23 protein-coding genes are annotated in these 26,612 nt (G+C 65.5%); 12 read left to right on the top strand and 11 right to left on the bottom strand.

The genetic code is table 11. The features are described from left to right. Positions 1-29: 29 nt before the first annotated feature. From D5S08_RS00120 to D5S08_RS00110, 3 genes are all read right to left on the bottom strand, one after another. Positions 30-833: an alpha/beta fold hydrolase gene (locus D5S08_RS00120; protein ID WP_121114322.1), complete on the bottom strand. Its 804-nt coding sequence runs from the start codon at positions 831-833 to the stop codon at positions 30-32. Positions 834-861: 28 nt separating this feature from the next. Further along, positions 862-1,287, bottom strand: a complete 426-nt coding sequence (locus D5S08_RS00115) for an organic hydroperoxide resistance protein (protein WP_121114529.1) — start codon at positions 1,285-1,287, stop codon at positions 862-864. Between the two features lie 120 nt (positions 1,288-1,407). Then, positions 1,408-2,199 carry an SDR family oxidoreductase gene (locus tag D5S08_RS00110; RefSeq protein WP_121114320.1) on the bottom strand — a complete coding sequence of 264 codons (792 nt, stop codon included), beginning with the start codon at positions 2,197-2,199 and terminating at the stop codon, positions 1,408-1,410. A gap of 152 nt (positions 2,200-2,351) precedes the next feature. Between D5S08_RS00110 and D5S08_RS00105 the strand changes: the two genes are divergently transcribed. Beyond that, the gene (locus tag D5S08_RS00105) at positions 2,352-2,756 is read left to right on the top strand and encodes a winged helix-turn-helix transcriptional regulator (protein ID WP_121114318.1); all 405 of its coding nucleotides are present in this window, start codon (positions 2,352-2,354) and stop codon (positions 2,754-2,756) included. 25 nt (positions 2,757-2,781) lie between these two features. Here D5S08_RS00105 and D5S08_RS00100 read toward each other — a convergent pair whose 3' ends face one another. From D5S08_RS00100 to D5S08_RS00090, 3 genes are read right to left on the bottom strand one after another with little or no spacing between them, the layout of a single operon-like run. After that, positions 2,782-3,216: a hypothetical protein gene (locus tag D5S08_RS00100; RefSeq protein WP_121114316.1), complete on the bottom strand. Its 435-nt coding sequence runs from the start codon at positions 3,214-3,216 to the stop codon at positions 2,782-2,784. A 33-nt stretch (positions 3,217-3,249) separates the two neighbouring features. Further along, positions 3,250-4,353, bottom strand: a complete 1,104-nt coding sequence (locus D5S08_RS00095; RefSeq protein WP_241557132.1) for an FAD-dependent oxidoreductase — start codon at positions 4,351-4,353, stop codon at positions 3,250-3,252. Between the two features lie 52 nt (positions 4,354-4,405). Continuing rightward, positions 4,406-5,128: a phosphatase PAP2 family protein gene (locus D5S08_RS00090; protein ID WP_241557131.1), complete on the bottom strand. Its 723-nt coding sequence runs from the start codon at positions 5,126-5,128 to the stop codon at positions 4,406-4,408. 178 nt (positions 5,129-5,306) lie between these two features. On the opposite strand from D5S08_RS00090, the gene D5S08_RS00085 reads away from it, so the two are divergent. After that, the gene (locus D5S08_RS00085) at positions 5,307-7,064 is read left to right on the top strand and encodes an adenylyl cyclase (RefSeq protein ID WP_175578847.1); all 1,758 of its coding nucleotides are present in this window, start codon (positions 5,307-5,309) and stop codon (positions 7,062-7,064) included. Positions 7,065-7,118: 54 nt separating this feature from the next. Then, entirely contained in the window at positions 7,119-8,018 is a 900-nt protein-coding gene (locus D5S08_RS00080) for a glycoside hydrolase family 16 protein (RefSeq protein ID WP_241557130.1), read from the top strand. A 12-nt stretch (positions 8,019-8,030) separates the two neighbouring features. Here the strand turns inward: D5S08_RS00080 and D5S08_RS00075 are convergent, their stop codons facing one another. Beyond that, positions 8,031-10,298 carry a beta-glucosidase family protein gene (locus D5S08_RS00075; RefSeq protein ID WP_241557129.1) on the bottom strand — a complete coding sequence of 756 codons (2,268 nt, stop codon included), beginning with the start codon at positions 10,296-10,298 and terminating at the stop codon, positions 8,031-8,033. A 254-nt stretch (positions 10,299-10,552) separates the two neighbouring features. Between D5S08_RS00075 and D5S08_RS00070 the strand changes: the two genes are divergently transcribed. The 5 genes from D5S08_RS00070 to D5S08_RS00050 all read left to right on the top strand — a co-directional run bounded on the left by D5S08_RS00070 (position 10,553) and on the right by D5S08_RS00050 (position 18,419). Next, complete coding sequence (locus D5S08_RS00070) at positions 10,553-13,489, top strand: TonB-dependent receptor (RefSeq protein WP_241557128.1); 2,937 nt, start codon at positions 10,553-10,555, stop codon at positions 13,487-13,489. Between the two features lie 102 nt (positions 13,490-13,591). Then, positions 13,592-15,151: a tryptophan halogenase family protein gene (locus D5S08_RS00065; RefSeq protein ID WP_241557127.1), complete on the top strand. Its 1,560-nt coding sequence runs from the start codon at positions 13,592-13,594 to the stop codon at positions 15,149-15,151. Beyond that, positions 15,144-15,860, top strand: a complete 717-nt coding sequence (locus D5S08_RS00060; RefSeq protein ID WP_121114308.1) for a SapC family protein — start codon at positions 15,144-15,146, stop codon at positions 15,858-15,860. The genes D5S08_RS00065 and D5S08_RS00060 overlap by 8 nt, the downstream gene beginning before the upstream one ends. Then, positions 15,853-16,884 carry a cupin-like domain-containing protein gene (locus D5S08_RS00055; RefSeq protein WP_121114306.1) on the top strand — a complete coding sequence of 344 codons (1,032 nt, stop codon included), beginning with the start codon at positions 15,853-15,855 and terminating at the stop codon, positions 16,882-16,884. Before D5S08_RS00060 ends, D5S08_RS00055 begins: the two co-directional genes overlap by 8 nt. Then, positions 16,881-18,419 carry a tryptophan halogenase family protein gene (locus D5S08_RS00050; RefSeq protein ID WP_121114304.1) on the top strand — a complete coding sequence of 513 codons (1,539 nt, stop codon included), beginning with the start codon at positions 16,881-16,883 and terminating at the stop codon, positions 18,417-18,419. Before D5S08_RS00055 ends, D5S08_RS00050 begins: the two co-directional genes overlap by 4 nt. A 101-nt stretch (positions 18,420-18,520) precedes the next feature. Here D5S08_RS00050 and D5S08_RS00045 read toward each other — a convergent pair whose 3' ends face one another. Together D5S08_RS00045 and D5S08_RS00040 are read right to left on the bottom strand one after the other, a co-directional pair. Then, positions 18,521-19,537 carry an SDR family oxidoreductase gene (locus D5S08_RS00045; RefSeq protein ID WP_121114302.1) on the bottom strand — a complete coding sequence of 339 codons (1,017 nt, stop codon included), beginning with the start codon at positions 19,535-19,537 and terminating at the stop codon, positions 18,521-18,523. Beyond that, positions 19,534-20,469 carry an L-lactate dehydrogenase gene (locus D5S08_RS00040; RefSeq protein ID WP_121114300.1) on the bottom strand — a complete coding sequence of 312 codons (936 nt, stop codon included), beginning with the start codon at positions 20,467-20,469 and terminating at the stop codon, positions 19,534-19,536. The genes D5S08_RS00045 and D5S08_RS00040 overlap by 4 nt, the downstream gene beginning before the upstream one ends. Positions 20,470-20,653: 184 nt before the next feature. Here D5S08_RS00040 and D5S08_RS00035 point away from each other — a divergent pair, with 184 nt between their 5' ends. The 4 genes from D5S08_RS00035 to D5S08_RS00015 all read left to right on the top strand — a co-directional run bounded on the left by D5S08_RS00035 (position 20,654) and on the right by D5S08_RS00015 (position 25,218). Continuing rightward, positions 20,654-20,884 (top strand): hypothetical protein, encoded by a 231-nt coding sequence (locus D5S08_RS00035; protein WP_121114298.1) that lies wholly within the window; start codon positions 20,654-20,656, stop codon positions 20,882-20,884. A 274-nt stretch (positions 20,885-21,158) separates the two neighbouring features. After that, the gene (gene rsgA, locus D5S08_RS00025; protein WP_241557126.1) at positions 21,159-22,226 is read left to right on the top strand and encodes a ribosome small subunit-dependent GTPase A; all 1,068 of its coding nucleotides are present in this window, start codon (positions 21,159-21,161) and stop codon (positions 22,224-22,226) included. 222 nt (positions 22,227-22,448) lie between these two features. Continuing rightward, positions 22,449-23,090 (top strand): glutathione S-transferase, encoded by a 642-nt coding sequence (locus D5S08_RS00020; protein WP_241557125.1) that lies wholly within the window; start codon positions 22,449-22,451, stop codon positions 23,088-23,090. Between the two features lie 172 nt (positions 23,091-23,262). Beyond that, positions 23,263-25,218 carry a putative bifunctional diguanylate cyclase/phosphodiesterase gene (locus D5S08_RS00015; protein WP_121114290.1) on the top strand — a complete coding sequence of 652 codons (1,956 nt, stop codon included), beginning with the start codon at positions 23,263-23,265 and terminating at the stop codon, positions 25,216-25,218. Positions 25,219-25,244: 26 nt separating this feature from the next. Here D5S08_RS00015 and D5S08_RS00010 read toward each other — a convergent pair whose 3' ends face one another. Continuing rightward, positions 25,245-26,150, bottom strand: coding sequence for a crotonase/enoyl-CoA hydratase family protein (locus D5S08_RS00010; protein WP_121114288.1), 906 nt, complete (start codon positions 26,148-26,150; stop codon positions 25,245-25,247). 101 nt (positions 26,151-26,251) lie between these two features. Further along, positions 26,252-26,612 (bottom strand): hypothetical protein (locus tag D5S08_RS16825; protein ID WP_121114286.1); only part of this gene is annotated, 361 nt, incomplete at its 5' end.

Here is a 26,612-nt window from a genome sequence, read left to right as displayed (position 1 = left end):
CGCCGCCACCGACGGGCCAGAGCAATCGATCAGCGAGCCGCTACCGTCTCGCTGTGGGCGGCGCGGTCGATCACCTGGGCAATCACCTCGGGCTGGGTCATGAAGACCGCGTGGCTGGCCTTCACCTCCGTCACCTCCGCGCCGATCCGCGCAGCCATGGCTTGCAGCATGCGCTGGTCGAACGCCTTGTCGTCGGTCGGGATGATCGCCCAGCTGGGGCGGGTGCGCCAGGCGGCCTGGGTCAATTCCTGCGTGAAGGAAGCCATGTTGATCGGCACCTGGGAGTCGCGCAGGAAGGCGGCGTCGGCATCGCTGGTGTCGGCGGCGAAGCCCGCCTTGAACATGGCCGGGTCGATATGGCCGAAGCCGTCGCTCGTGGTCCTGATCACGAATTCGGGCGGGGTGGTGTAGCCGTCATACAGCTGCGCGGTCGTTTCGCCGGCATCGGGGGACAGGGCGGAGACATAGACCAGGCCGGCGACCTTGGGGTGGACCCCGGCCTCCGTGATCACCGTCCCGCCCCAGCTGTGGCCGACAAGGATCGCGGGGCCATCCTGCTGGTCCAGTGCGCGGGTCGTTGCCGCGACGTCGTCGTCCAGGGAGGTCAACGGGTTCTGGACAATGGTGACGCGGTAGCCGCGCCCGGTCAGGTCATTGTAGACCGCGCGCCAGCCGGAACCGTCGGCAAAGGCGCCGTGGACCAGGACGACATTCTTCACGCTGGCAGTGGCGGCTGCGGTGGCCTGTTGTGCCTGCGCGGTGCCCGAAAGGGTTGCACCCACCAAGCCGATCGCGGCCGCAGCGAGGGAAAGCTTCATGATCTTGCGGAACATCTTGGATCTCCTGTGTTCGCGGGCGGGTTCAGGCGGCCAGGTTCAGGCGGACATCCAGCCCTTCGCGAGCGAGATGGGAGTAGGGGCACACGCTGTGCGCTTCCTGCAGCAGGTCGGCCGCGACGTCCGACTCCACGCCGGGAAGCGACACGGACAGGGCGACATCGAGGCTGAAGCCGGCACCGTCGGGCCGTGCGCCGATGCCGACCTGCGCGGTCACCTTGCTGTCTTCGGGCAGGCTGACCTTCCGGCGCCCGGCGATGAAACGCAGCGCGCTGAGGAAGCAGGCTGCGTAGCCGCACGCGAACAGCTGTTCCGGATTGGCGCCTTCGCCGCCGGGCCCGCCAAGTTCCCTCGGTGTGACGAGCGCGATCGTCAGCGAGCCGTCATCGACGCTGGCGCTGCCGGTCCGCCCGCCGGTTGCCGAGGCACTGGTCTGATAGAGAATGTTCATCATGTCGCTCCTTCTTACCCGTATGTGTGTTGCCATAACACATATTGCGATATCTTTTAGCTTTGTCCAGTGTCTTTTTTACTCCGGGCCCGAGAGGCCCGGAGACGCCGCGCCAGATGATTACACGGTAGGCACCGTGCCGCCGTCGATGGTGAATTCCGCGCCATGAATGGCGGCCGCGCGATCGGAAGCGACAAAGGCGATCAGCTCGGCCACCTCCTCTGGCTGGGCGGGGCGGCCGATCGGGATGCCACCGAGCGAAGCGAGGATGCTGGCCTTGGCGTCATCCTCGCTGCCTCCGGAGCTTTGCGCGATGCGCTTCACCAGCGCGTCCGACGCTTCGGTGAAGATCCAGCCGGGAGAGACGACATTGACACGCAGCCCCTTGGGGCCGAGTTCCTTGGACAGGGCCTTGCTGTAGACGGTGAGAGCCGCCTTGGCCGCGGCATAGGCGGTGGTCGAATCATGCAGCGGCAGTTTGCGCTGGATCGATCCGGTATGGACGACGGCGCCGGTCCCCCGCACAATCATTGAGGGCAGCAATGCCTTGTCCAACCGCACGGCGCTGAGCAGGCTCAGGTTGAGCTCCGACATCCAATGGCTTTCCTCCAGCGCGGCAAAGCCGCCACCCGGTGTGCTGGAGCCGCCGACGACATGGACGATGATGTCCGGCGCCCCGATCGTCTCGAGGACCCGGCTGGCGAACAGGGCCACGCCGTCCGCGCTGCCAAGATCGGCCTGGACGAACAGGTCGGGCGGGACGAAGTCCGGCCGGCCTGACCGGGCGGCGGTCATCACGCGTGCGCCAGCTTCGCTGAAGCGCCGGTACGTCGCCGCGCCTGCGCCCTTGGTACCGCCGGTGACGACGACGGTCTTGCCGGCAAACTCGGCAGGGTCGATCCTGGGCATCATGCTACCCCTGTGCTGAAGTAATCGGTGGCGGGCTTGTGATATGACGGCATGTATCGAGCTCCTTGAGATCATCTGCGGTTTGTTGACGGACAACCAGATGCTGCTACGGCTCGGCCGTCACAAGAACGCACGAAAAGGTTAGGAGCTGACCTGTGGGTAAGCGGCCCGATTACACGGCAGCGACTGCAGCGCAGGGCGTGCAGGACGTGATTGATATCGTGAATGGCCGCTGGAAGCTGGTGATCCTGTTCCAGCTGTTCGGCGGCAAGGTGCTGCGCTTCTCCGCGCTGGAGCGGGCAATTCCCGGCATCTCGCAGAAGATGCTGGCGCAGCAGCTGCGCCAGCTGGAACGCGACGGCGTGATTGCGCGCACCATCCACAACGAGGTCCCGCCGCGGGTGGAGTACCACCTCACCGCTTGGGGCCAGCAATTATGCCCGGCGCTGGACTCGCTGCTGATCTGGCGGGAGGCGGCCTCCCTGCCGGTTCCCGAGGAGCCGCCGACCACCGGGTGCATCCGCCCGCTAGTCGACGCTGTTGCAGGCAGGACGGCCTAGCGGAGCCGCCATCTGCCAGCCGGCATTACTGGCGGCAGTAGCCTTCGCCGTCCTTCACTGTCAGGCAGTCGGTCTTGCCGGCGAGATATTTCAGCCCAGTCTCGTCACCGCTGGATGCGCGCAGCACCTGCGCGCCGTCGGGCCGGGTAAAGGCAATGCCTTCCGGCGTACCGACGCCTTCGTAGGTTCCGGCCATGTCGGCATCCGTGCCGTACTGCATTTCCAGCTGGTAATGCCCGGCCTCCGCCAGCTTCGTGACGGTGAGGTTCAGCCCCTCGACTCCGATCCAGCGGCCCACCCATTCGTCGCGCGACACCGCCTGCGTGGCGGGTGCCGGCTCCAGGCTTTCGGCTGTGGCAACGGCGGACGGCGTGGCAGCGGGAACTGCCTCTTCCTGCGCGCCACCTGAGCAGGCCCCGGCGCCGAGGGCGAGAAGCAGGGAAGCGTGAAACCACTTCATAGGGGGAACTCCTTTGATCGACATGTCACTCTCTCAGGCCGAACGCCTGAGCGGCTCGTAAGTCTGCCGGTAACTTCTGGGGCCGAGGAATGGCAGCAGCATGTTCCTGAGCAATGGCGGGAGGCGCGCCGCGCGGGACATCCTGTCGGTCATGCGCTGCACATGGGCGACCCTGGGGCGACGCAATGCCTCGAACGCGGCCAGGGTGGCCGGGATGTCGGGCGAGGATGACAGCAGGTCGCCAAGGCTGATGGCGTCCTCCATTCCCAGCGCGGCGCCCTGCGCCCAGACCGGCGCGGTGGCATGCGCCGCATCCCCGATCAGCACCATCCCGCTACCCTGCCACCGGGACAGGCGCACATCCTCCAGCGGCGAGTGATGCAGGGTCTCGGGGCTGGCAACAGCATCCAGGATCGTGTTCCGCACGCGACAGGGAAGATTTGCCGCCATGTCCAGCAGAGCCTCGACCCCCCGGCCCGATTGGACGGGGGCAGTGACGGCTGCCCAGCCATACACTTCGGATTCGCTGATCGGCATGAGCAGCACCATACCGGCAGCATCGGCCCAGACGGTCCAGCAGCGCACCCCCGGATTGGGGGCCATGAAGCGCCAGCTCGCCTGTGCCAGCAGGGCTGGAGCGGTGCCCGCGGCCGTATCGAACATCTGGCGCCGCACCAGCGAATGTACGCCATCGGCACCCACCACCAGGCTGCTGGCGATGGTCGTGTTGTCCTTCAAGGACAGGAGCGGGCCCCGAGCATCCGGCACGACCGAGCGGACGATGGCCCCGCGGCGGATCGTCTCTTCCGGCATGCCGTCGCCCAGCATGGCCAGCAGGTCAGAGCGGCGCAGGCTGCGTGGCCGCAGCGCTTCGCCCCAGAAGCGATCCTCGTCCACCGCGAAGAGCAACCGGTCCGCGGATGTCCGGTATTCGCGGCGGCCGATCGGGTGGCCGGCCTGCTCGATCTGCTCGCGCAGGTCCAGCTCGGCCAGAGCCTGAATTGCGTTGCCCGGCAGGTTGATCGCCAGCCCGCCATCCGCCGGCAGGCGCCGCCGTTCGAGCACAAGGTGCGGCAGCCCACGCATCCTGAGGGTACGCGCCAGGGCAAGACCGGCGATACCGCCGCCAACGATCACGACGGGTTGTTCGAACGATATGCCCGAGATCCTACGGTGGCGCGCTGCGCCTTCATACTTCGCAACGGTTACGATCGTCACGGATCGTGCGGCGCAGTCGGAGCCAGGAGCCAAAGGCCCACCAGGCCAGCGCCCACAGCGCCCCGGCCGCCCATCCGGCGAGCACGTCGCTCGGCCAGTGCACGCCCAGATAGACCCGGCTGGTGCCGATCAGCAGCACCAGCGCGATTGTCGCGCCGGACAGGTACCAGCGGACGGAGGGACGCGGGATGATCTGCATGATCGTCAGTGCCAGCGTCAGGTAGATGATCGCGCTGTTCGCGGCATGGGCGCTGGGGAAGCTGGCGGAGCCGACTTCGACCAGATGGTCGATCAGTGCCGGACGCTCCCGCCCGACCAGCCGCTTGCCGATCTGCACCGCCACCGATCCGCTCACCGTGCCGGCGGCAACCAGCGCCGCGGAGAACGGGCGCCGGATCGCCAGCAGGAAGCCGACTGCCAGCAGCACCGCAATCGTCAGCACCGTTCTGCCGCCAAGTGCGGTCACATCCACCATGACCTGCCGCAGCCAGCCGGGGCCGGCAGGCACCGCAAGATCGTCGGGCGTGCGCAAGGCCAGCAGGATGGCGCGATCGAAGCCGAACTGCGCCCCGTGCGCCAATGTTGCGCCGGTTGCGGTCACCACCAGCACGGCCGCGGCCAGCGCGCCCAGTGCCATGAAGGCGTATGGCGGATGCGCGACATCCTCCGGCGGTGTCCAATCAGGCGCTGGCAAGTTGCGGGCGAGCCGCTCGGGCAATGAATCGTTGTGCACGACGCTTCGTGTAGCAGCATGCGCCAGCTTGCCGATTGGCCGCATGTTTCCGCCGTAAGATCAATCCGGCGACAGGGCGGCAGCGGGTTGCCGATCCATGCCGGCGGAGTAGAAAGATCGAAAAAAGCGAGAGGGATGAATGGCAGAGAACTCGAAGGGCAGTCACGCTTCAAGGCGATCAGTGCTGGCCGGCATGGCCGGGATCGGCCTTGCGGCGACAACGCGGGTAAAGGCCGCGCCATCGCTTCCGGACTTCGGCCCGAACGTGCTGATCGTCGATCCCGCGCGGCCTGCGGAGATGCAGGCCCGCATAGACGCGATCCATCGGGAGCAGGAGCGCGCACACTTCACCGATCAACGCTACGCCATCCTGCTGCTGCCCGCCGAACACCGGCTGGAGATCAATGTCGGCTTTTTCACGCAGATCGCCGGGCTGGGTCGGCTGCCAGGTGACACGACGGTGATCGGCCATGTTCACGCAGAAGCGGACTGGGCCGGGGGTAGGGCGCTCACCAATTTCTGGCGGGGTACCGAAAACCTGGCCGTGCGCCCGCCCGACGGTGCCGATCGCTGGGCCGTTTCACAGGCGGCATCGTACCGGCGGATGCACCTGACGGGAGACCTCGCCCTCGATGACGGTGGCTGGTCGAGCGGGGGCTTCCTGGCCGATTGCAGGATCGACGGCACGATCCGCTCCGGCACGCAGCAGCAATGGTTCACTCGCAGCAGCCGGATTGGCGGCTGGGATGGTGCGAACTGGAACATGATGTTCATGGGCGTTCCCGGCGCCCCTGCCACAAGTTTTCCAGAACCGCCTTACACGACGCTGCCCGATGTGCCTGTCCTGCGCGAGAAGCCGTTCCTGTTTGTCGAGCCCGACGGCACATGGGCGGTGTTCCGGCCCGCCTTGCGCCATGATGCGAGCGGGCCGAGCTGGACGGATGCGAGCCCGAAAGGCGATGTTATTCCGCTGTCGCGGTTCCTCGTCGCCCGACCCGGGACATCGGTCAGCGAGATGAATGCCGCGCTTGCCGCAGGACGGCATCTGCTGCTGACGCCGGGCATTTATCGACTCGCAGAACCGCTCCGGGTGACCCGCCCCGGTACGATCGTGCTCGGACTGGGTCTCGCCACCCTGCTGGCGGAGGGAGGCACGACGCTGATCGCGGTCGATGACGTGTCCGGCGTCACGGTAGCGGGGGTGTTCCTGGATGCCGGGCCGGAGGCATCGCGGCTGCTGATGGAGGTCGGCCCGCAAGGATCGACGCGCAGCCACGAAGGCGACCCCAGCTTGCTGGCGGATCTGTATGTTCGGGTCGGTGGTGCGGCGGTCGGGCGGGCGGAAACCTGCATCGAGATCAACAGCAACCACGTGTTGGGCGATCATCTGTGGATCTGGCGTGCCGATCATGGCGACCGCCCGGGGGGACGGGTCCATGTCGGCTGCGACGAAAGCACCGGGTCGCAAGGGCTGGTCGTCAACGGCAATGCCGTCACCATGTACGGTCTGTTCGTGGAACATCTCCAGAAGTACCAGACGTTGTGGAATGGCGAGAACGGCCGCACGTTCTTCTACCAGAACGAACTGCCCTACGACCCGCCGGACCAAGCCAGCTACATGGCCGGCGCGACACGTGGCTGGGCGGCGTACAAGGTCGCCGATCATGTGCGCCGCCACCGGGCGGTCGGCATGGGTATCTACGCCAACTTCACGGCCGATCCGTCCATCGTGCTGGAAAGCGCGGTAGAGGCGCCGCGGGTCGCAGGCGTCAGTTTCGAGAATGTCACCACGATCTCGCTCGGCGGCGGAATGGGGACGATCGCCCACCTCGTGAACGATCGCGGTGCAGCGGCGAAGCCCGGGGCCGTGCGCCAGACGCTGACCCGCTATCCCTGAAATGGACGCGATCACGAAGGTGAGGGTCGCCAGGATCATGAAGAAGGAACGACCATGAGGTGCTTCGCAATTGCTGTCGCCATGCTGCTTGCAGGAACCGCGACAACAGGATGTGCCCCGCAGGATCGCGGCGGTGCTGGGTCATCGGACGGACAGGTTGTCTCCAGCACCGGCCTTGGCGCCAGCAATTACGGCGTCGACATGGCCATGACTGCGCCGCGGGGAGAACCGAGCTTTGCCGACGAATTCGGCGGAGCTGCGATCGACCGCGACAAATGGCGGTACGACGTGTCCCGCAACAAGGTCGGCTGGTACAATAACGAGCTGCAATATTACTCTGCCGGCCGGCCGGAGAACGCCCGAACCGAGGACGGCCTGCTGATCATCGAAGCGCGGCGCGAGACACTGGACAACCTGCCCGATCATGGCGGGCAGGCCTACAGTTCCGCCAAGCTCGTGACGCAGCAGCCGCTCGGCTTCGGCTTCTACGAGATACGCGCGCAGCTGCCGTGCGGACGAGGGATATGGCCCGCGATCTGGATGCTGCCGCAAGGGGGAACCTGGCCGGAGCAGGGCGAGATCGACATCATGGAGATGGTCGGCATGAACCCCGGTGTCGTCCTCGGCACACTGCACACCGGCGCTTTCAACCATGCGAAAGGCACCCAGCGCGGCGCGGAAACGCTGGTGCCGGACGCCTGCACCGCCATGCACAGCTACCAGCTCGACTGGCAGCCCGATGCAATCACTATCGGCGTTGACGGACGCGGTTTCATGCAGGTCAGGAACGATCAGCCGGGCGGCCACGCAGCATGGCCATTCACCCGGCCGTTCGACCTCATCCTGAATGTCGCGGTCGGTGGCGATTGGGGCGGGCAGAAGGGGGTCGATGACAGTGCCTTCCCCCAGGCTATGAAGGTCGATCATGTCCGCCACTGGGCGCGGGAGCCGTGACGGCTATCGCCATCACGGCTTCATGCGCGCCTCGTCCAACTGCGTGACCATCTCCATTGCCCGATCCTCGGCGTTGCGGGCGATGGCCACGCGATACCGGCCAGGGCGGATGTGCCAGCCGGGCTGCTGCACATCGTAATCCGCGATGATGCGCGGCTCGGCCGTCAGCGTCACCCGCTTCGTCTCGCCCGGCGACAGCTCGATGCGCTGGAACGCGGCAAGCCGCATCGGCGCGTCGCTGCCTTCCCGCGTCACGTAGAGCTGCGGGACGTCCGCGCCCGGTCGTGTGCCGGTGTTCGACACATCCACCGTGACCGACAGCCCATCACCGCCCATGACGGTGGCATCGCTGTAGGCAAAGCTGGTGTAGCTGAGGCCGTGCCCGAACGGGAACAGCGGCCGCTGCCCGCTCTTCTCGTACCAGCGGTAACCGACATCGGCCCCTTCACCGTAGGTGACCGGGAAGCTGGAAAGCTGGTAATCGCTGACATTCGCCGGGTTGGCCGCCGCCTGTGCCTCCAGCGAGGAGAGTGTGTCCAGCCCCACCGGGGTGGGGCGTGGCGGCTGGGAGGCGGTTGCGGGGAAGGTGATCGGCAAGCGGCCCGACGGATTGACCCGCCCGGTAAGGACATTGGCGATCGCTTCACCCCCGCGCTGGCCCGGATACCACGCCTGCACGATCGCGGGCACGCGATCGACCCACGGCATCAGCACCGGCCCGCCGGTCTCCATCACGGCCACCATGTTCGGCTGCGCCTCGGCCACCATTGCAATCAGCGCATCCTGATGATCCGGCAGGCGCAGGTCGGGCGCATCCTGCGCTTCCGTCGTCCACTGCGTCGCGAAGATGATCGCCAGGTCCGCCGCCCGTGCCGCCGCCAGGGTCTCGTTCAGGTTGCGGCCGTCGACATAGTCGATCTGCACGCCGGGCAGCGCCTCGCGCAAAGCGGCAAGCGGGGAGGAGGCATGGTAGGTGATGCGCACGAAAGAAGCGGCAGGGCCATAGGCCAGCGGGATCTCCACCGGCGCGCCGCCTACTGAGCGCACCTGGCTGGATCCGCCGCCGGAGAGCACACCGCGATCGGCGGCCCCGCCGATCAGGAGGATGCGTTTCGCCGTCCGGGCCAGCGGCAGCACTCCGCCTTCGTTCTTCAGCAGGACAATGCCCGCCTCCGCCGCCTGCTGCGCGACGCCGGCATTGCGGGCGTAGTCCGGAACCTGTGCGGATGCGGGCACCGACGTGTCGAACGCGCCACTTCCGATCAGGCCGGTCAGATAGCGGGCGACCATGTCGTCGATCCGCGCCACCGGCACCTCCTCGCGCTCCACAGCTGCTTTCAGCGGGGCCCCGAAATACTCCGCCCTGTCGAGTTCCTGCCCCGATTGCTGGTCGAGACCTGCATTTGCCGCCTTGGCGGTTGAATGGACGCCGCCCCAGTCGCTCATCACCCAGCCGCGATAGCCCCAGTCACGCTTCAGCACCTGGTTGAGCAGGAAGTCGTTCTCGCACGACCAGTCTCCGTTGACCTTGTTGTAGGCGCACATCACCGATCCCGGCTGCCCCCGCTCGATCGCGATCTGGAATGCGAGCAGGTCGCTCATGCGGAAGGCGGCTTCATCGATCTGCGCATCGGCAACCATGCGCCCGGTTTCCTGCGCATTCAGTGCGAAGTGCTTCACGGTGGACACGATGTTGTTCGACTGGACCCCGGCGATGTGTTCGCCGGCGAGCATGCCCGAAAGCAGCGGATCTTCGCCGAAATATTCGAAATTGCGCCCGTTCCAGGGATCTCGCGTCAGGTTGACGCCGCCTGCCAGCAACACGTTGAAGCGCTTCGCGCGGGCCTCGGCCCCGATCATCATGCCTCCAGCACGCGCCAGTTCCGGCGAGAAGGTCGCAGCGGTGGCAAGGGCGGAGGGAAGGGCAGTGGCGACATCGCCCTTGCGCTGTTCGACCTGGTTGGCGACCCCCAGCGATGCGTCGCTTTCGCGCACGATCGGGATGCCAAGCCTCGGCACGCTGTCGATATGTCCCGCCGACGGGATCAGTTCGGCGGCCGTCTTGCCCTCTGCCATGGGCGGGAAGAGGCCGTGCAGCAGCGCGATCTTCTCGTCGAGGGTCATCTGCGCGACCAAGGCTTCGGCCCGCTGGCGGGCATCGGCTGCCGAGGCTGTCGGCACGGCGGCGGGTGACGCCTGGGCGTGCGCCGGCTGCGCCACCACCAGCGCCGGGGCAGCAGCGATTGTCGCGGCGAGCAGCCACGATCGTCCCATCGTCATCACTTCAGGCCTTCCCTCTTCGTCGCACGTCTGCGCGCGCACTGTAGCCAACCGGCATCACTGGTTCGGAATGATACCAATCTCCCGCTGAGATGTTGACAGGTTCGCCGGTGTTCAGCAAGTCAGCGGGATTGGAGCGCGCCCGTGAAGAGGCGCGGTTTGCAGGGGATTTCATGATGGGTGCTTTTTCCGCTCGCACTTTGACGCGGCTCGCAATCGGATCGTCTCCGCTCGCTCTGGTGGCCGTGTCAGGCATGGCGCATGCGCAAGATGCGGCGGCAACGGTGGGCTCGCCTGGTCCGTCCGAAGTGCTGGAAGCACCGGCCGACACCTTCGAAGGCGAGGAGATCATCGTCAGCGGCATCCGCGCGAGTCTCCAGGCTGCGGTCGACATCAAGCGCAACGCGCAGGGTGTGGTCGACGCGATCTCGGCTGAGGATATCGGCAAGTTCCCGGACACCAACCTCGCCGAATCCCTTCAGCGCATCACGGGCGTGTCCATCGACCGCCAGAATGGCGAAGGGTCGACCGTCACGGTGCGCGGCTTCGGTCCCGAGTACAATCTGATCGTGCTGAACGGCCGTCAGCTGCCCACTTCGACACTGGGAGACGGCGCCAGCCCGCCGGCATCGCGGTCGTTCGACTTCGCCAATCTGGCATCCGAAGGCATCGCCGCGGTGGAGGTGTACAAGACCGGTCGCGCCGCGGTGCCGTCCGGCGGTATCGGCTCGACCATCAACATCAAGACACCGCGCCCGCTCGACCGGCCGGGTACGCGCGGATCGATTGCGGCGCGCGGTGTTCTCGACACGTCGCAGAACGGCAGCAACGACATCACCCCGGAAGTGTCCGGCATCTACAGCACGACCTTCGGCCATGAGGACCAGTTCGGCTTCCTGGTGTCCGGCGTGTATCAGAAGCGCAATGCCAGCGTGAACAACGGGTCTGCGGGCTTCGGCAATTCGTTCCTTGGTTCGGAGAACGACTGGGGCACGGTCGGGCCGGAGGGGCCCAACGTCATCAATCGGCCCGGGCCGACCGACGTCTACGAAGTCCCGCAGAGCGCGGCCTACAATCTCACCGACATCAAGCGGGAGCGTATCAACGGGCAGGTCGCGCTGCAGTACCGTCCGGTCGACAGCGTGACGGCCACGTTCGACTACACCTATTCCCGCAACGAGGTCGAAGCCCGCGACAGCAGCGTGGGTATCTGGTTCAATTTCGGCGACACCTCGACCGAGTGGACCGACGGCCCGGTGGCCGGCCCTGTTTTCTACACCGAACGCTTCGGACCCGGCAAGGACCTGTCCTACAGCGGATCGCTAACGGCCAATGTCTCCGAGAACAATTCGATCGGCGGCAACCTGACCTGGGAAGCGCCGGGCGGCCTGACCTTCGTGCTGGACGGGCACCATTCGACGGCGGAATCCAAGCCGACCAACCGCTTCGGGACGAGCACGTCCGTCGGCTCCGCAATCTTCGGGGTGGCATCGCAGACGGTTGATTTCACGAAGGACCTGCCGGTTCTCTCCTATCAGATGGGTCCAGGGATTGATGCGCTCAATCCCGCGCTGATCAATGCGACCGGGAACTCCTTCCGCAACGCCTATTTCCGGGACCGCATCAACCAGGTGCAGTTGACCGGCCGCTACGAACATGAGGGCGATTTCCTGGACTCGCTGGATTTCGGCGTTTCCTATGTGAACAACAAGGTGCGTTCGGCTTACGGCTTCCTGCAGAATGACACCTGGGGCGGCCTGGGCACGCCGGAGGATCTGCCGGACGACATCTTCGAACTCGTCACCCTGCCAGACAAGTTCTCCGGCGTATCTGGTGCCGATGATGGCATCATCCCGGCATATTACCGCTTCGATTTCGAGCGGATGGTTGACCTCCTCGACCAGCGTTTCGGGATCTGTGGCGGCGACGGCAATTGCCTGGCGAGTTACGACACCGACAGGCGCATCACCGAGCGGACTGTCTCGCCGTTCATCCAGGCCAATCTGGGCTTCGATGTGGCCAGCCGGCCGGCACACCTCATCGCCGGCGTCCGCTACGACAAGACGAAGGTTGACTCGGCATCGCTGACGCCCGTGCCCTCGGGCGCGGCGTGGGTGGCGCAGGGTGAGTTCAACATCCTTTACTCGGCCGACAGCACCTTCCTGGACAACAAGGGCAGTTACGACAACTGGCTGCCGGCGTTCGACTTCGACATCGAGGCGATCGATGATGTCGTGCTGCGCGCATCGTACAGCCATACCATCACCCGGGCCGACTATGGCAGCCTGCAGGGCGGCCTGACCCTCAACCGCCAGTTCGGCATCGCCGGCGGCGGCGGGCTGCAGGGGAACCCCAACCTGGTCCCGTTCCTGTCCAAGAACATCGATTTCTCGGCCGAATGGTACTATTCGCCCAGCAGTTACCTGTCGGCCGGGTACTTCCGCAAACGGGTGAGCAACTTCATCAATTCGCAGGAGATCGAGCGGTCGGCCTTCGAATTGCGCAATCCCGCGGACGGTCCACGGTTCGACCAGGCGCAGGCTGCCCTGGGCGGCACGACCGATACGGGGCTGATCCGCGACTACATCCTGCGCAACTTCACGGAAGGCGTCGAGGTGGCGCGAGACGGCTCGGGCGCCCCGATCCTCGACGTCAACGGCTACTACACCGGTCGGATCATCGGGCTGCCGGAGGATGGCCTCGTCAACTTCCGGGTCGGCACGCCGTTCAATTCGGACCAGACCGCGACCATCGACGGCTTCGAATTCGCGGTCCAGCACACCTTCTGGGACACCGGCTTCGGCGCGATCCTGAACTACACGATCGTCAACGGGGATGCGCAGTTCGACAATACGCTCGATCCGAATGTGGGGCAGTTCGCGCTTGCCGGCCTGAGTGACAGCGCAAATGCCGTGCTGTTCTTCGACAAGTTCGGCCTGCAGGCCCGCGTCGCGTATAACTGGCGTGACAAGTTCTATGCCGGGGGGAACCCCAATCCGACTTACGTGGAGGCATACGGGCAGGTCGATGCCAGCGTGAGTTACGAGTTCATGCAGGGCCTCACCGTGTTCGGCGAAGCGATCAACCTGACGGGCGAGGACCGCCGCGGACACCGGCGCAACGAGAACTTCGTCACCTTCTCGCAGCCAGGATATGCTCGACTGATGGGAGGCGTACGTTTCAGCTTCTGACACGTGGTCGGGTGAGGGCATGATGGCTTGCCTGCGCTGGTGCTGGTGCGCCCGTGCAGCAGGCTCCATGGCCCGATCGCCCACCGGGGGAGCAGGCCAGCGGTGACCGGGGACGTCAGGCGTATCGTCGTGGTCGGCGGGGGCACCGCAGGCTGGCTTTCGGCCTGCCGGATAGCAGCTGCTGCCGACCCGCTAGCCCGGCCTCCCATATCAGTGACCCTCGTCGAGTCGCCCGATGTGCCGACGATCGGAGTGGGCGAGGGTACCTGGCCGACGATGCGCGGCACGCTGGCGAAGATCGGGATCAGCGAGACCGAGTTCCTGTGCGCGGCTGACGGTGCCTTCAAGCAGGGGTCGCGGTTCGATGGCTGGCGCACCGGAGGCGAGGGCGACCGGTACTATCATCCCTTCACCGCGCCGGCCGAAATGTCGCCGCACGATCTCGTCGCCCTGTGGCGGCAGACCGAGCGGCCGTTCGCCGAGGTGGCAAGTGCCCAGCCGCATGTCTGCGCCCACGATCTGGCGCCGCGCCACCGGACCATGCCGGACTACGCCGGAGCGCTGAACTATGCCTACCATCTCGATGCGGGGAAGTTCGCCGCGCTGCTGCGCCGAACCGCCACGGAACGGCTCGGGGTTTCTCATGTCAGCGACCATGTCGTCGGGGTGGAGGCGGCGGAGGATGGCGACATTGCGGGAATCGTCACGCGCCAGTCGGGTGTGATCCGCGGCGATCTGTTCCTCGATTGCACCGGGCACGCGGCGCTGCTGATCGGCGGTCACGCGAATGTACCGCTGGTGGATCGCACCGATGTCCTGTTCAACGATCGCGCGCTGGCCGTACAGGTGCCGGTCGAGCCCGGCAGCCCCATCGCTGCGCAGACGAATGCGACGGCCCATGCGGCCGGCTGGATCTGGGACATCGGCTTGCCGAGCCGCCGCGGCATCGGCTGCGTCTATGCCAGCGCATTCGCCAGCGACCAGACCGCGGAACAGACGTTGCGCGGCTATCTGCGGCAGGCCATGCCCGGCACTGATCCGGGTGGACTGCCGATCCGACGTCTCGCTTTCCGTTCTGCGCATCGGGAGCGCTTCTGGCATCGCAACTGCCTTGCGATCGGTCTTTCTGCAGGGTTTCTCGAACCGCTAGAGGCATCGGCCATCGTGCTTGTCGAGCTCTCGCTGGATGCCTTGCTTGACGGTTTCCCGGCGGATCGATCGGCGATGGACTTGCATGCCAGGCGCTTCAACGCGCTCTTCCGCTATCGTTGGGACCGGATCGTGGACTTCCTGAAGCTGCATTACGTGCTCAGTTCGCGGAAGGAGCCGTATTGGCGGGCCCACCGGGAGCAGGCGACGATCCCCGAGCGGCTGCAGGAGCTGCTGGCGCTGTGGCGTACGCAGCCGCCGACATTCGCGGACCTGCCTCATGCGCACGAGGTGTTTCCGGCGGCGAGCTATCAATATGTGCTGTACGGCATGGGTGCTTTGCCGCCGCCGGCGCTTCCGGTCGGGAGCGGGCGCCTCGATGCTGGTGCCGCCTCGCTGAACCAGATCGAACAACGCGCCCGGACGTTCGCTGCCAGCCTGCCGACCAATCGCACGTACCTGGATGCGCTCCATGCATCCGAGACCGCTTCAGAAAGGACGCTTCATGTCTGATCATGTGCTGCTGACGGCCGAGGCGCACCGTGATCTGCGCATCCGGCGGGACCGTTCCGCCGCACTCGGCGACGAGGTGATGACCTCACTCCTCGTCCCCGACGAATTCCGTCGCGTGCAGGGCGAATATCCGATCCTGTTCCGCCAGAACCGCGAACGCAACGGCTTCACGGCATTCGCGATCTTCGGTTTCACGACCGGAGAGAACTTGTTTCTGGAGGGCGATCGATGGGATGCGAGCTACTTGCCGCTCGCCCTCGATATCCAGCCCTTCCTGATCGGCGGCAGCCCCGATGCGGCAGGCGGCAAGCAGGCGGTCGTCGATCTCGGCAGCCCGCGCATCGCAGACGGGGAGGGCGTGCGTGTCTTCGACCGGGACGGACGCCCCACGCCTTACCTGGAAACGATGCTCGCCAGGATGAGCGAACTCGACAAAGGCTACCGCGCCGCTGCGCCGTTCTTCGACGCGCTGGCCCAGTATGATCTGCTCGAGCCGCTGATCCTTGAAGTCACGCTGATCGATGGTTCCACCAACCGGCTGATCGGCTTCCACACGATCGCGGAAGACCGGTTGCGCGAACTGGATGGCGCGACCTTGGGCGAGCTGCACTCGGCGGGGCATCTCCTGCCGATCTTCATGGCGATGGCGTCCCTTGCCAAGCTGACGACGCTGATCGAGCGCAAGAACCGACGCATTCGCGGTGGCTGAAGGTGAGCCCGCCATCTTTTCGGCCCTGAGCAGGGTGCCGGAAATCATCGTGCAGGGCGCGGCCGAGCTGGACGACCGGCTGCGCGGAGCCGACGCGCCCTTCGTTGTGCGCGGCCTGGTGAATGACTGGCCGCTCGTGCAGGCGGGCCGCCGGTCCGGACGAGAGGCGCGGTCCTATCTCCTGGATCATCACCGCGACATGCCGTTCACCGTCTCGATCGGTGATGCACAGAGCGGTGGCCGGCTGTTCTACGACGATGCAATGGGGATGAACTTCCGCGTTGCCCGCGGCAAGCTGCCGGACATCCTGGGCCAGATCGACAGGAGCGAGGACGAACCCTCGCCGACGCCGATCTATCTCGGGTCGATCAACGTGCGAGGCTACTTCAGGGGTCTGCACGAGGCGAACCATGTCGATCTTGGCGATCGCGATGCGACGGCGAGCATCTGGATCGGCACGCGTACGCGCATCGCAGCCCACAATGATCAGCCGGACAATCTGGCCTGCGTCGCAGCGGGCCGGCGCCGCTTCACGCTCTTCCCGCCCGGGCAGTTCCGCAACCTGTATCTGGGCCCCGTGGACAATACGCCGGCGGGCCGGGCCATCTCCATGGTCGATCTGCATGCGCCCGATCTGGACGCCTATCCACGCTTTGCCGAGGCGATGGAGCATGCGCAGGTGGCCGAGCTGGATGCGGGCGATGCAATCTTCATCCCGTCACTGTGGTGGCATCATGTGGAAGGGCTGGCGCCGTTCAACGTGCTGGTGAACTATTGGTGGCGGAACAGTCCGGGATGGCTGGGGCAGCCGCAGGACGCGCTCAATCACGCCATCCTGGCGTTGCGCGATCAGCCGGAAGATCAGAAACGCTACTGGCGGGAGGTGTTCGACCATTATGTCTTCGGCGATGAGAACGAGGCCACCGCGCACCTGCCAGAAGGGGGGCGCGGTGTGCTGGCGCCCTTGACGCCCGAAACGGCCGACCGACTTCGCAGCTACCTCTTGCGGCAGCTCAGCCGATGACGGTGCCTCCTCCGCCGATCGAGAACGCATACCGCGTGATTGTCGCAGGGGGCGGCACCGCCGGCTGGATGACAGCGGCCGCCATCGCCCGAACAATGGGCCGCACCGTTGCGCTTACGGTGGTGGAATCTGATGCGATCGGCACGGTCGGTGTCGGCGAGTCGACCATTCCGCCGCTCACGAATTTCAATCGGCTGCTGGGCATCAACGAAGCCGAATTCATGCGCGCCACGACCGCGACCTTCAAGCTGGGCATCCTGTTCGATGGCTGGAAGGAGCGCGGGTCGCGCTACTTTCACTCCTTCGGCACCACGGGCCGGGACCATTGGTCGGCCGGTTTCCAGCATTTCTGGTTGCATGGCCGGTCCAAGGGGCACGACCGCCCGTATGACGATTATTGCACGGAGCTGGTCGCCGCCTTGCAGGGCAAGTTCGCGCACCTGCCCAACGATGCGACGAACTATGCCTATCAGCTCGATTCCGGTCTGTACGCCCGCTTCCTGCGCACCATGGCGGAAGGCGACGGCGCAGTACGCGTGGAGGGGCGGATCGCCCGCGTCGACCTGGATGCGGGGACGGGCGAGATCGACGCGCTGGTGCTGGACGATGGGCGGCGCATCGCTGGCGACCTGTTTGTCGATTGCACCGGCTTTCGCGCGCTGCTGATCGAAGGCGCGCTGCATGCCGGCTACGACGACTGGACGCACTGGTTGCCGTGTGACTCCGCGATTGCGTTGCAGACGGAAAGTGTCGGTCCGCCGGTGCCGTACACGCGTGCCATGGCGCATGATGCAGGCTGGCAGTGGCGCATCCCGCTGCAGCACCGCGTTGGCAACGGCATCGTCTTCTGCAGCCGCTATCTGGACGGCGACGCCGCGCTTGAACGCTTGCTGGCGAATGTGGAGGGCGCCGTGCTGACGGAGCCGAACCGGCTGCGCTTCACGACGGGCGTCAGGCGGCGGCAATGGCATCGCAACTGCGTGGCGATCGGCCTGTCTGGCGGGTTCATGGAGCCGCTCGAATCGACCAGCATCCACCTGATCCAGCGCGCCATATTGCGGCTGCTGCGCCTGTTCCCGCAAGGGGGCATCAACGCAGCCGACATTGCCGAGTTCAACGACCAGCAGCATCAGGACATGGAGCAGATCCGCGACTTTCTGATCCTGCACTACAAGGTGACGGAGCGGCGGGACAGCGCCTTCTGGCGGCAGTGCGCCGCAATGGACGTCCCCGAAGCGCTGGCGCACAAGATCGCGCTCTTCGCGGAAACTGGCCGCGTATTCCGCCGCAATGAGGAACTGTTCGCGGAGAACAGCTGGGTGCAGGTCATGATGGGGCAGGGCATCATGCCGAAGGCCTACCACCCGGTTGCCGCCAAACTGCGCGATGACGAGCTTGCCAAGTTGCTGCAGGTCTTGCGAGACAACGTGACCGGCGCGGTCGCGACGATGCCGGATCATGCCGCTTACGTTGCGCGCTACTGCTCGACTGACGCGAGGCAGCCTGCCTCACGCGCGCGGATCGAGCCTGCGTAGAGCGTTGCAAGAGCCAGGCAGCAGGCTTCGGGGAAGCTGGCGGCCGGCTCTTGCAGTATGATCTGTGGGTTGTTCGGCCGACTGAATCGGCCATGCAATTGTCAGCGCGTGCCCTTTCGCAACAGAATCGCCGCCAGCGCGCCCCCGCCAACTATTGCGGCCGTAAGCAGCGGCGATGCCGCTTTCTGTAGCTGCAGCGCGATGCTGGATTGCCGCGCGTGGACATCCTGACTGCCACGCAGCGCATCTTCGCGCGGTTCGTAGAGATTGTCACGGCGAGCGGCGACGCCGGGATCACCCGGCTTCTGCTGCGCCTGGGTGCCGGCCAGTTCCATGATCGCGTCGGTCAGGCGTGGTGCTGCCTGTGCCAGCATGGAGGAGAGAAGCCCGCCACCGCCGGCATACAGCGTTCGTCTCGGGTTGGCGCAGGCGAACAACACCGCGTCCGCCACCACCTCTGGCGTGTAAAGCGGCGGGGGAAGCCGGGGCGGCTCGTCCATGAAGTTCCGGGCGTGCTCGGGAAACGGGGTGTCGATCGGGCCGGGCTTGATCAGGGTAACGGATATGCCGGCCTTCTCCCGCTCCAGCTCCATGCGCAACGTGTCGGTCAGCGCTTGCACCGCATGCTTCGTGGCGCTGTATGGTCCTTGCTGGACGATGCTGCGATCGCCCAGGATCGATCCGACGTTGATGATGGCTCCACCACCACGGCCACGAAGATGCCGCGCGGCGACGAGCGATCCGTGGAGAACGCCGAAATAGTTGACGTCGAACACCCGGCGGTGATCCGCCAGCGGAACCTGCTCCAGCGTGCCATATGTTCCTATGCCGGCATTGTTGACCCAGCTGTCGAACCCGCCGAACTTCTCGCTGGCGACCGTTGCAACATCTTCCACCGCAGCCGGATCGCTGACATCAGCAGCGCAGATTGCAATGCGTCCACCGACACCAGCCAGCCGGGCGTGCAGTTCCTCCAGCGCCTCGGCGTTGCGCGCGACGGCCACCACCGCGGCTCCCTGCCGGATCGCTGCTTCGACAATCGCCAGCCCGTTCCCGCTGGTCGCGCCCGTCACGACGATCACCTGTTCGCGCAATGATTTCAACTTGATCGCCATCATAATTCTCCGTTCGTCTGTTCCAGGGTGCGGCGCAGCACATCGGCCGATGCGAGCAGGGCCGAAATTTCGTCACGCGTGAGCTCAGGCGTCAGAACGCGCAGGATCCCTTCAGCCCCGATCAGGCAGGGCAGGCTCAGATAGATGCCGTCGATGCCATATTGTCCGCTCAGCAACGTCGAGACGGGAAGCACCACGCGTTCATCGCGGTAAACAGCCTCGCAGATGCGAGCGATCGCGGATGCCACGCCGTAGGACGTGAAGCCCTTTCCATGGCCGATCGTGTATCCGGCGCGCATGACCTCATGCGCGACCTCGGCTCGATCGAACTGCCGCCCGTCGAGATAAGCGTCCAAATCCATGCCGCCAATGCGGACGGTGGAATATGCCATGACCTCGCTATCGCCATGTTCGCCCAGCACCTGCGCCGCAACGGCACCGGGCGCGATGCCAAGCCGGTCGGCGATGCGCTTCCTGAAGCGGTTGCTGTCGAGGAGCGTACCGGTGCCGATCACGCGTGCTGCCGGAAGGCCGGACTCGGCCTGCGCCACCTGGGTCATGGCGTCGGCCGGGTTCGAGGCCACCACGAACACGCCGTCGAACCCCGCATCCATCGCCCGGCGCACGCAGTCGCGCACGATCTCCGCGCTGCGACCGGCGACGCTTGTGCGCGGCTCGCCATCCTTGGGGGTCGCGCCTGCCGTGATGACGAGAATGGCGGCGTCGCGCACGTCGGAGTAGTCGCCGGCCCAGATCCGCACCGGTTGCGAAATGGCGTTCGCGTCGGCGACATCTGTGGCTTCTGCCGCGGCGTGCTCCGCGGAGCGGTCGATCAGCACGATCTCCGCAACGGTTCCGTGCAACATCAGTGCGTAGGCCGCCGTGGCGCCCACATTGCCGGCACCGATGATGGCGATACGCGAAGTATTGGGCATGATCGGCTTCCTTGAATCTGCACCGGACAAGTCCGCGACCGGCACGGCACGAACGTGATCTTCGTGCTGAACGGTCGATCAGGCCACATGGGGGCAACGCCAGATCGCTTGATCACGGATGATCGCCGTTTGGAGCCAATCCCGGAGGCTGATCGTTATGCTGCCACACACTCAGGAGAGTATCATGGCCGATCAGGTGAATGGCAGCGGCGACGCTGATCGCAAGGACAGTGCAGCCGAGACAAACGGCGGCGCAACATCGAAGGCAGGGACGGGGCAGTCACCCGATAACAAGGATGCAGGCTCCGCTGAGTCCTCCTCGCCGGAGCAGACAGAGTCCGACAAGACGGAAGTACTGGAGGAAGCACAGCGGGATGCGGCCAAGGAGCGCGAGGAGAACCGCGGCTATCAGTAAGGTGCGGGCGGCAGTTAATTTGCAAGCCGCCTAACGCCGTGGCGAGGATACATGTAAGGAGCCAGGGGTGGGTGCGCATGCACCTGCCTCGTTACCCAGAGATTGAGCCCCCAGAGATGCGGAGAGACCGACATAGCACGTAAACCGAACTACGATTTCGAGCGGCGCGAGCGCGAACGGACCAAGGCTGCCGAGGCTGCGAAAAAGGCCCAGGCCAAGGCGGACAAGCGTGCGGCTGAGCAGGCACAGCCCGCGGCCGAGCAGGAAGAGCCTGGTGGGGACTGATCAGGCAGTCCCCGGTTTGGTCGAGGCAGTTACGGGGTCGTCCGGTGCCAGTCTCGCTCAGCTTGGCTGGAAGGCCTTCTTCAGCGAACAGGTCTCCGCCGAACAGACCCAGACCTGCCAGCCAGTCCGCGTCATGTCGGTTCATCGCGGACGGGTGACCGTTTCGGGTGAACGGGTTGATGATTCGATCCCGTCCAGCTTGCCCGCGCAAGGGGGGGCGGAGGACCGCCCCACCGTCGGCGACTGGCTGCTGATGGACCGGAGCATCCGAAGGATCGTGCGGATCCTGGATCGGACGAGCCTGTTCAAGCGGCCCGCGCCAGGGGATGACCGCCGGATCCAGCTTATCGCGGCAAATGTAGACACGCTGTTCATCGTCACGTCCTGCGACCAGGACTTCAACGTCGCGCGGATCGAACGCTATCTGGTCCTCACGCGCGAGGCGGGCGTCCGTCCGGTGCTGGTCCTCACGAAAGCCGACCTGTCGCCTGACCCTGAAAGCCTGGTCGACGCGGCGCGCGCGCTGCAGGCAGGGTTGGTGGTGGAACTGGTCGACGGGCGCGATCCGGCCAGTGCCGCGCGCCTCCAGAAGTATTGCGGCTTCGGGGAGACGGTTGCGCTGGTGGGATCGTCCGGCGTGGGCAAGTCGACGCTGATCAACACGCTGACAGGATCGGACAGCATCGCCACACAGCCCGTCCGCGAGGATGACGGCAAAGGCCGGCACACGACGACGGTGCGCCAGATGCATCGTCTCGGCAGTGATGCTCAGGACGGCTGGCTCGTGGACACACCGGGCATGCGCGAGCTCCAGATGTCCGAGGTGGCATCCGGCGTAAGCGAGGTGTTCGACGACGTCACGGCCGTGGCGCTCGAGTGCCGGTTCGCGAACTGCACCCATAATGATCAGCCCGGATGTGCCATCGAGGCCGCGATGGAGGACGGCGATCTTGATCCCGCGCGCGTCGATCGGTGGCGCAAGCTTGCCCAGGAGGATGCGGTGAACAGCGGCTCCGCGGCGGTTCGCCGTGCCCGGGGCTCGAAAGGCCGGAGGTAGAAGATGACACCCGTACGCAGGTAGAGGCCCATCCACGCTCTCCACACAAGCGGCACCGCTGGCTGAGAGCTAACCCGGCCCCCTGCTTGCGCAGCGGCGACCGTGAAGGGTAAGCATACGAGCGTCAGCTGCCCGCGCGGCGGGGGAGGGCATTAGGAGTTTACGCGCGGAGACCCGGGGCAGGGGCTATCATGCGATCGGGTCGCGCAGCATATGTCGGTCATGGCCGAACACATCCTCTACAGCTTTCGTCGGTGCCCTTATGCAATGCGGGCACGTCTGGCCCTGGCAGCGAGCGGTACCCCTTACGAGCTTCGCGAGGTCCGGCTGTCCGACAAGCCCGCCGAACTGCTGGCGGCCTCGCCCAAGGGGACTGTGCCTGTCCTCCAGACGGCCGACGGAGCGGTGATCGAGGAAAGTCTCGCCATCATGCGCTGGGCCCTGGAAGCGCATGATCCGGAGGGCTGGCTCACGCGCGACGACCCGGGGCTGATCGCCGGCAATGATGGCATGTTCAAGCACCATCTCGATCGATACAAATATCCCGATCGCCACGGTTCGGAGCCTGACCGGCACCGCGACGAGGGCCTCCGCTTCCTGCAGAACCTTGATGCACGGATAGCGATTGCGGGCCAACTCTGCGGACTGGAGCGAGGGATCGCAGATGCCGCGATCATGCCGTTCGTCAGGCAGTTCGCCGCGGTCGATCGTGACTGGTTCGAAGCCCAGCCTTTGCCTGACCTGAAGGCGTGGCTCGCAAAGCACCTTGCCTCGGATCTGTTCGACAGCATCATGCACCGACCGACGCCGTGGTCGCGCGGCGACCAGCCGCTCGTCCTCTGCAGCGCGGCCTCGACCAATTGATGCCGGTCACCAGATGAAGACGAACGGGCGTCCTGATCGGAAGTGTCCCGTCGATCCAATCGCTGCAGCTCGCGTGCTGTGAGTGTAGCAGCACACCATTGTCTGAAATTGCTGGTGGCCGCTGGCATGTTTGTTCATTGGTTCTGAACCGCTGCCAGCCATCTAGGGTACGATGCCTTCCTTGCTCTCGCGTCTGAGGCGTGTCCGCCATTCCGATCAGGTGATCGCCGCGCAGGTGCGCGCGACGCTGGTCGAGTCGCTGTACGCATCTCCTCAGTCGCTCGTCATCGGCGCGGTGGCGAGTAGCGCGATCGCGGTGACGGTGGCTGCGGTCAGTGGTGATGGCTGGCTGATCGCAGGTGCAGTCGCGCTGACCGGAACCGCACTCGCCCGGATCGTCGATGCGCTCAGACCGCCGCGCTCGGCCCGCGATGGCGGCCAGAAAAGCGGGCGGCAGGTGAAGCATCAGGAACTCGTCTATCTGACGGGCGCGTTGTCCTACTCGATGTTGCTGGGGATGTTCGGCCTGCTCACCCTGACCAACACGAATGACGGCGTCTTGCAGCTGCTCGCGGTCACGACGACGATCGGTTACGCCGCAGGGATCGCGGGCCGGAATGCGGGGCGACCGTGGATCGCGCTCAGCCAGCTTTGCTGCGCGTCGGTGCCGGTCATCGTCGGCCTGCTTGCCTCCTTCGATCCGCTGAAGGCAGAACTGGCCGTCGTCATCGGTCTGTTCGTCGTTGCGATGATGAACATCACCTTGCAGACCTATGACGTGATCCTGAAGGCGACCGTCGGCTCCATGGAGAAAGCCGCCCTGGCGGAGTACAATGCGGCCCTTGCCCGGCGCGATGATCTGACCGGTGTCGCGAACCGCACCGCCTTCCGGGAACAGCTGGAGGCGGATTTCGCAGCCCTGGGCGAGGCCGATTATTGTTTGGCGATCCACTGGCTGGATCTGGACCGGTTCAAGGAGATCAACGACTCCTTCGGACATTTTGCCGGCAATGCGCTGTTGTGCGGCATCGCGGCACGGTTGAACGAGACATATGGCGGCCGCGGGATCGTTGCCCGGCTGGGCGGAGATGAATTCGCCATCGTCTGCCGGATTCGGCATCCTGGCGAAGCCGCCAGTATCGGGCAGGAGATATTGCGGCTCGTGGAGCAACCCGTGCAACATCACGGCCGCCTGCTTCACGCCACCGCATCGATCGGGATTGCGGTTGCGCCCACCGATGGCCGCGATCCTGACACTTTGTTGAAGAACGCCGATCTGGCGCTGTACCGCGCGAAGGATAGCGGCCGGGGGCAATTCTGCTTCTACGAACCGGTGATGGACGAGAAGGTGGAGCGGGGCCGCCATCTCGCCTCCGAAATGAAGGGCGCCCTTGGCCGCGGGGAGTTCCACCTCCTGTTCCAGCCCATCTTCGACCTGCACGGGGCAGCGGTGGTCTCGTGCGAGGTCCTTCTGCGGTGGAACAACCGCCGATATGGATCGGTATCGCCGGTCGAGTTCATCCCCATTGCCGAAAGTAGCGGCCTGATCGTGGAGATCGGCAGCTGGGTCATTCGGGAGGCGTGCCGATCCGCCAGCGGGTGGGGCACGGATGTCAATGTCGCGGTCAACCTGTCGCCGATCCAGTTGCGATCGCCCGATCTGCCGGCCGTGATCATGAACGCGCTGGCCGCCACCGGGCTCACCGCGGGCCGGCTGGAGCTGGAGGTGACGGAATCGGTGCTGCTCGAGGATGTCGAGGGAGCAATCGCTGCGCTGAAGGCGATCAACAGCCTGGATGTCGGCACGACGCTGGACGATTTCGGAACCGGGTACTCGTCACTGAGCTACCTGACGAGGTTCCCGTTCCAGACACTCAAGATCGACCGCTCCTTCATTTCCGACCTGGAGCAAAGCCCGGCGTCCGTGGCCATCGTCCAGACCATTGTCGAACTCGCCGCCAAGCTGGGCATGCGGACGGTGGCGGAGGGGATCGAGACCCAGGCGCAACTCGACCAGCTGCGGCGAACCCGGTGCGATGCGGTGCAAGGGTACTTCCTGGCGCCACCGATGTCGGCAAGCATGGTCGATGCCATGCTTGCCGACGACAAGGTCCGCGCCCGGGGCTGAACAGCCATCGGGCGCGGATGCGGATTTCACGCAGCCAGCAGGCGGGTCTGGGCGTTCACCAGTCGGCGCATCAGCTTGAGGTCACCCTCGCTGAGCCGAAGGGCGGCATCCGCCCACAGATCGACCACGGTCTGCAGTTCGGCGAGGTCCAGCGGGTGGACGGCGCGGGATGCCTCGTAGATCGCGCAATGGCCTGCGTGCCTGCGGCGGTTCTGCCGGATGTAGTTCTCCACTTCCGCGCGGCCCTGACCCGGATCGGCCAGGCCATGGATGATCCCGAGATCATACAGCTCCTCGGCAGAGTAGGTCTTGCCGCTGAGGATCATCTGTTCCGCACGCGCCGCACCCAGGCGGCGGGAGAGGAAGCAGTGCGCGCCCATGCCGGGGAACAGCCCGAACAGGGTCTCCGGCAGGCCGAACTTCGTGCCCCGCTCCGCAATGACGACATTGAACGAGAGCAATGCTTCGAACCCGCCGCCAAGGGCGTCCCCTTCGACAAGTGCGATCGTGACGATCGGCTGGCCGAGGCTGAGCATGTTGCGATGCAGGATCTCGACGCAGGCATGGCCGTAGCGGCGCAGCGCCTCCCGATTGCCGTTGCGGATATGTGCAGCGAACAGGTCGAGATCACCGCCGAGCGAGAATACACCGGGGAAGCGGGATCCCAGAACGACGTATTTGATCGGCAGGCCGCCCGCGGTGACCGCCTCGTCGATGTCGTCCTGCCAGGTGCCGAACTGGACGAGGAGTTCAGGATTGAAACTGGGCCTGACCTTCTGGTTCATATAGGTCCAGAGGGTTTCCAGTTCGACATCGACTTCAGTTTCGAGATCCTGGTACACGAACAATTCTCTGTCGCGCGGCGATTTGGTCTTTTTTTCGGGCTGGTCAGAAAGCCGAGTTGTGTCGTAAGCGTGCTGCTGGAGAGTCATGAGCCGTCCTTCTTGGGTGGCAGCCGAGTGCTGCAATCCAAGAGTAGAGGTTTTCGGCCAAGTTGATGTGGCGTTTGCGCGGCAACCACATCCTCAGCGCGTCAGTGCTCCCATTCCTCCTCAAGGACTTCGGCGCGGCGGCCATCCCACTTGATCTCCACCTTGCGTCCTTCAGGATCCCCGTCCGCCTCGCCAAACAGCTCGTAGATCACCAGTCCGTCAGCCTGGGTACTTTCGATGACCCGGCCGGGTGCAAACCCAGCCGCGTGCGCCGCACGCACCTCGTCAGGCACGTCGGCGAAAGCGATGTCGCGCTGTGTCTCCACCACGCGCCAGACCCCGTCCTCCTCCATGATGTCGAACTCGATTTCGGCACCGTCGGGAAGGGTGCCTTCAACATCGAAGTAACGGCGCCCGTCGCGCGTCTCCGCTTGCGCTTCGGCAGCGGTGAAGCCGGCGCGG

Source organism: Croceibacterium ferulae, assembly GCF_003660445.1.
GTDB lineage: Bacteria > Pseudomonadota > Alphaproteobacteria > Sphingomonadales > Sphingomonadaceae > Croceibacterium > Croceibacterium ferulae.
This window is presented reverse-complemented; position numbering and strand designations above follow the sequence as displayed.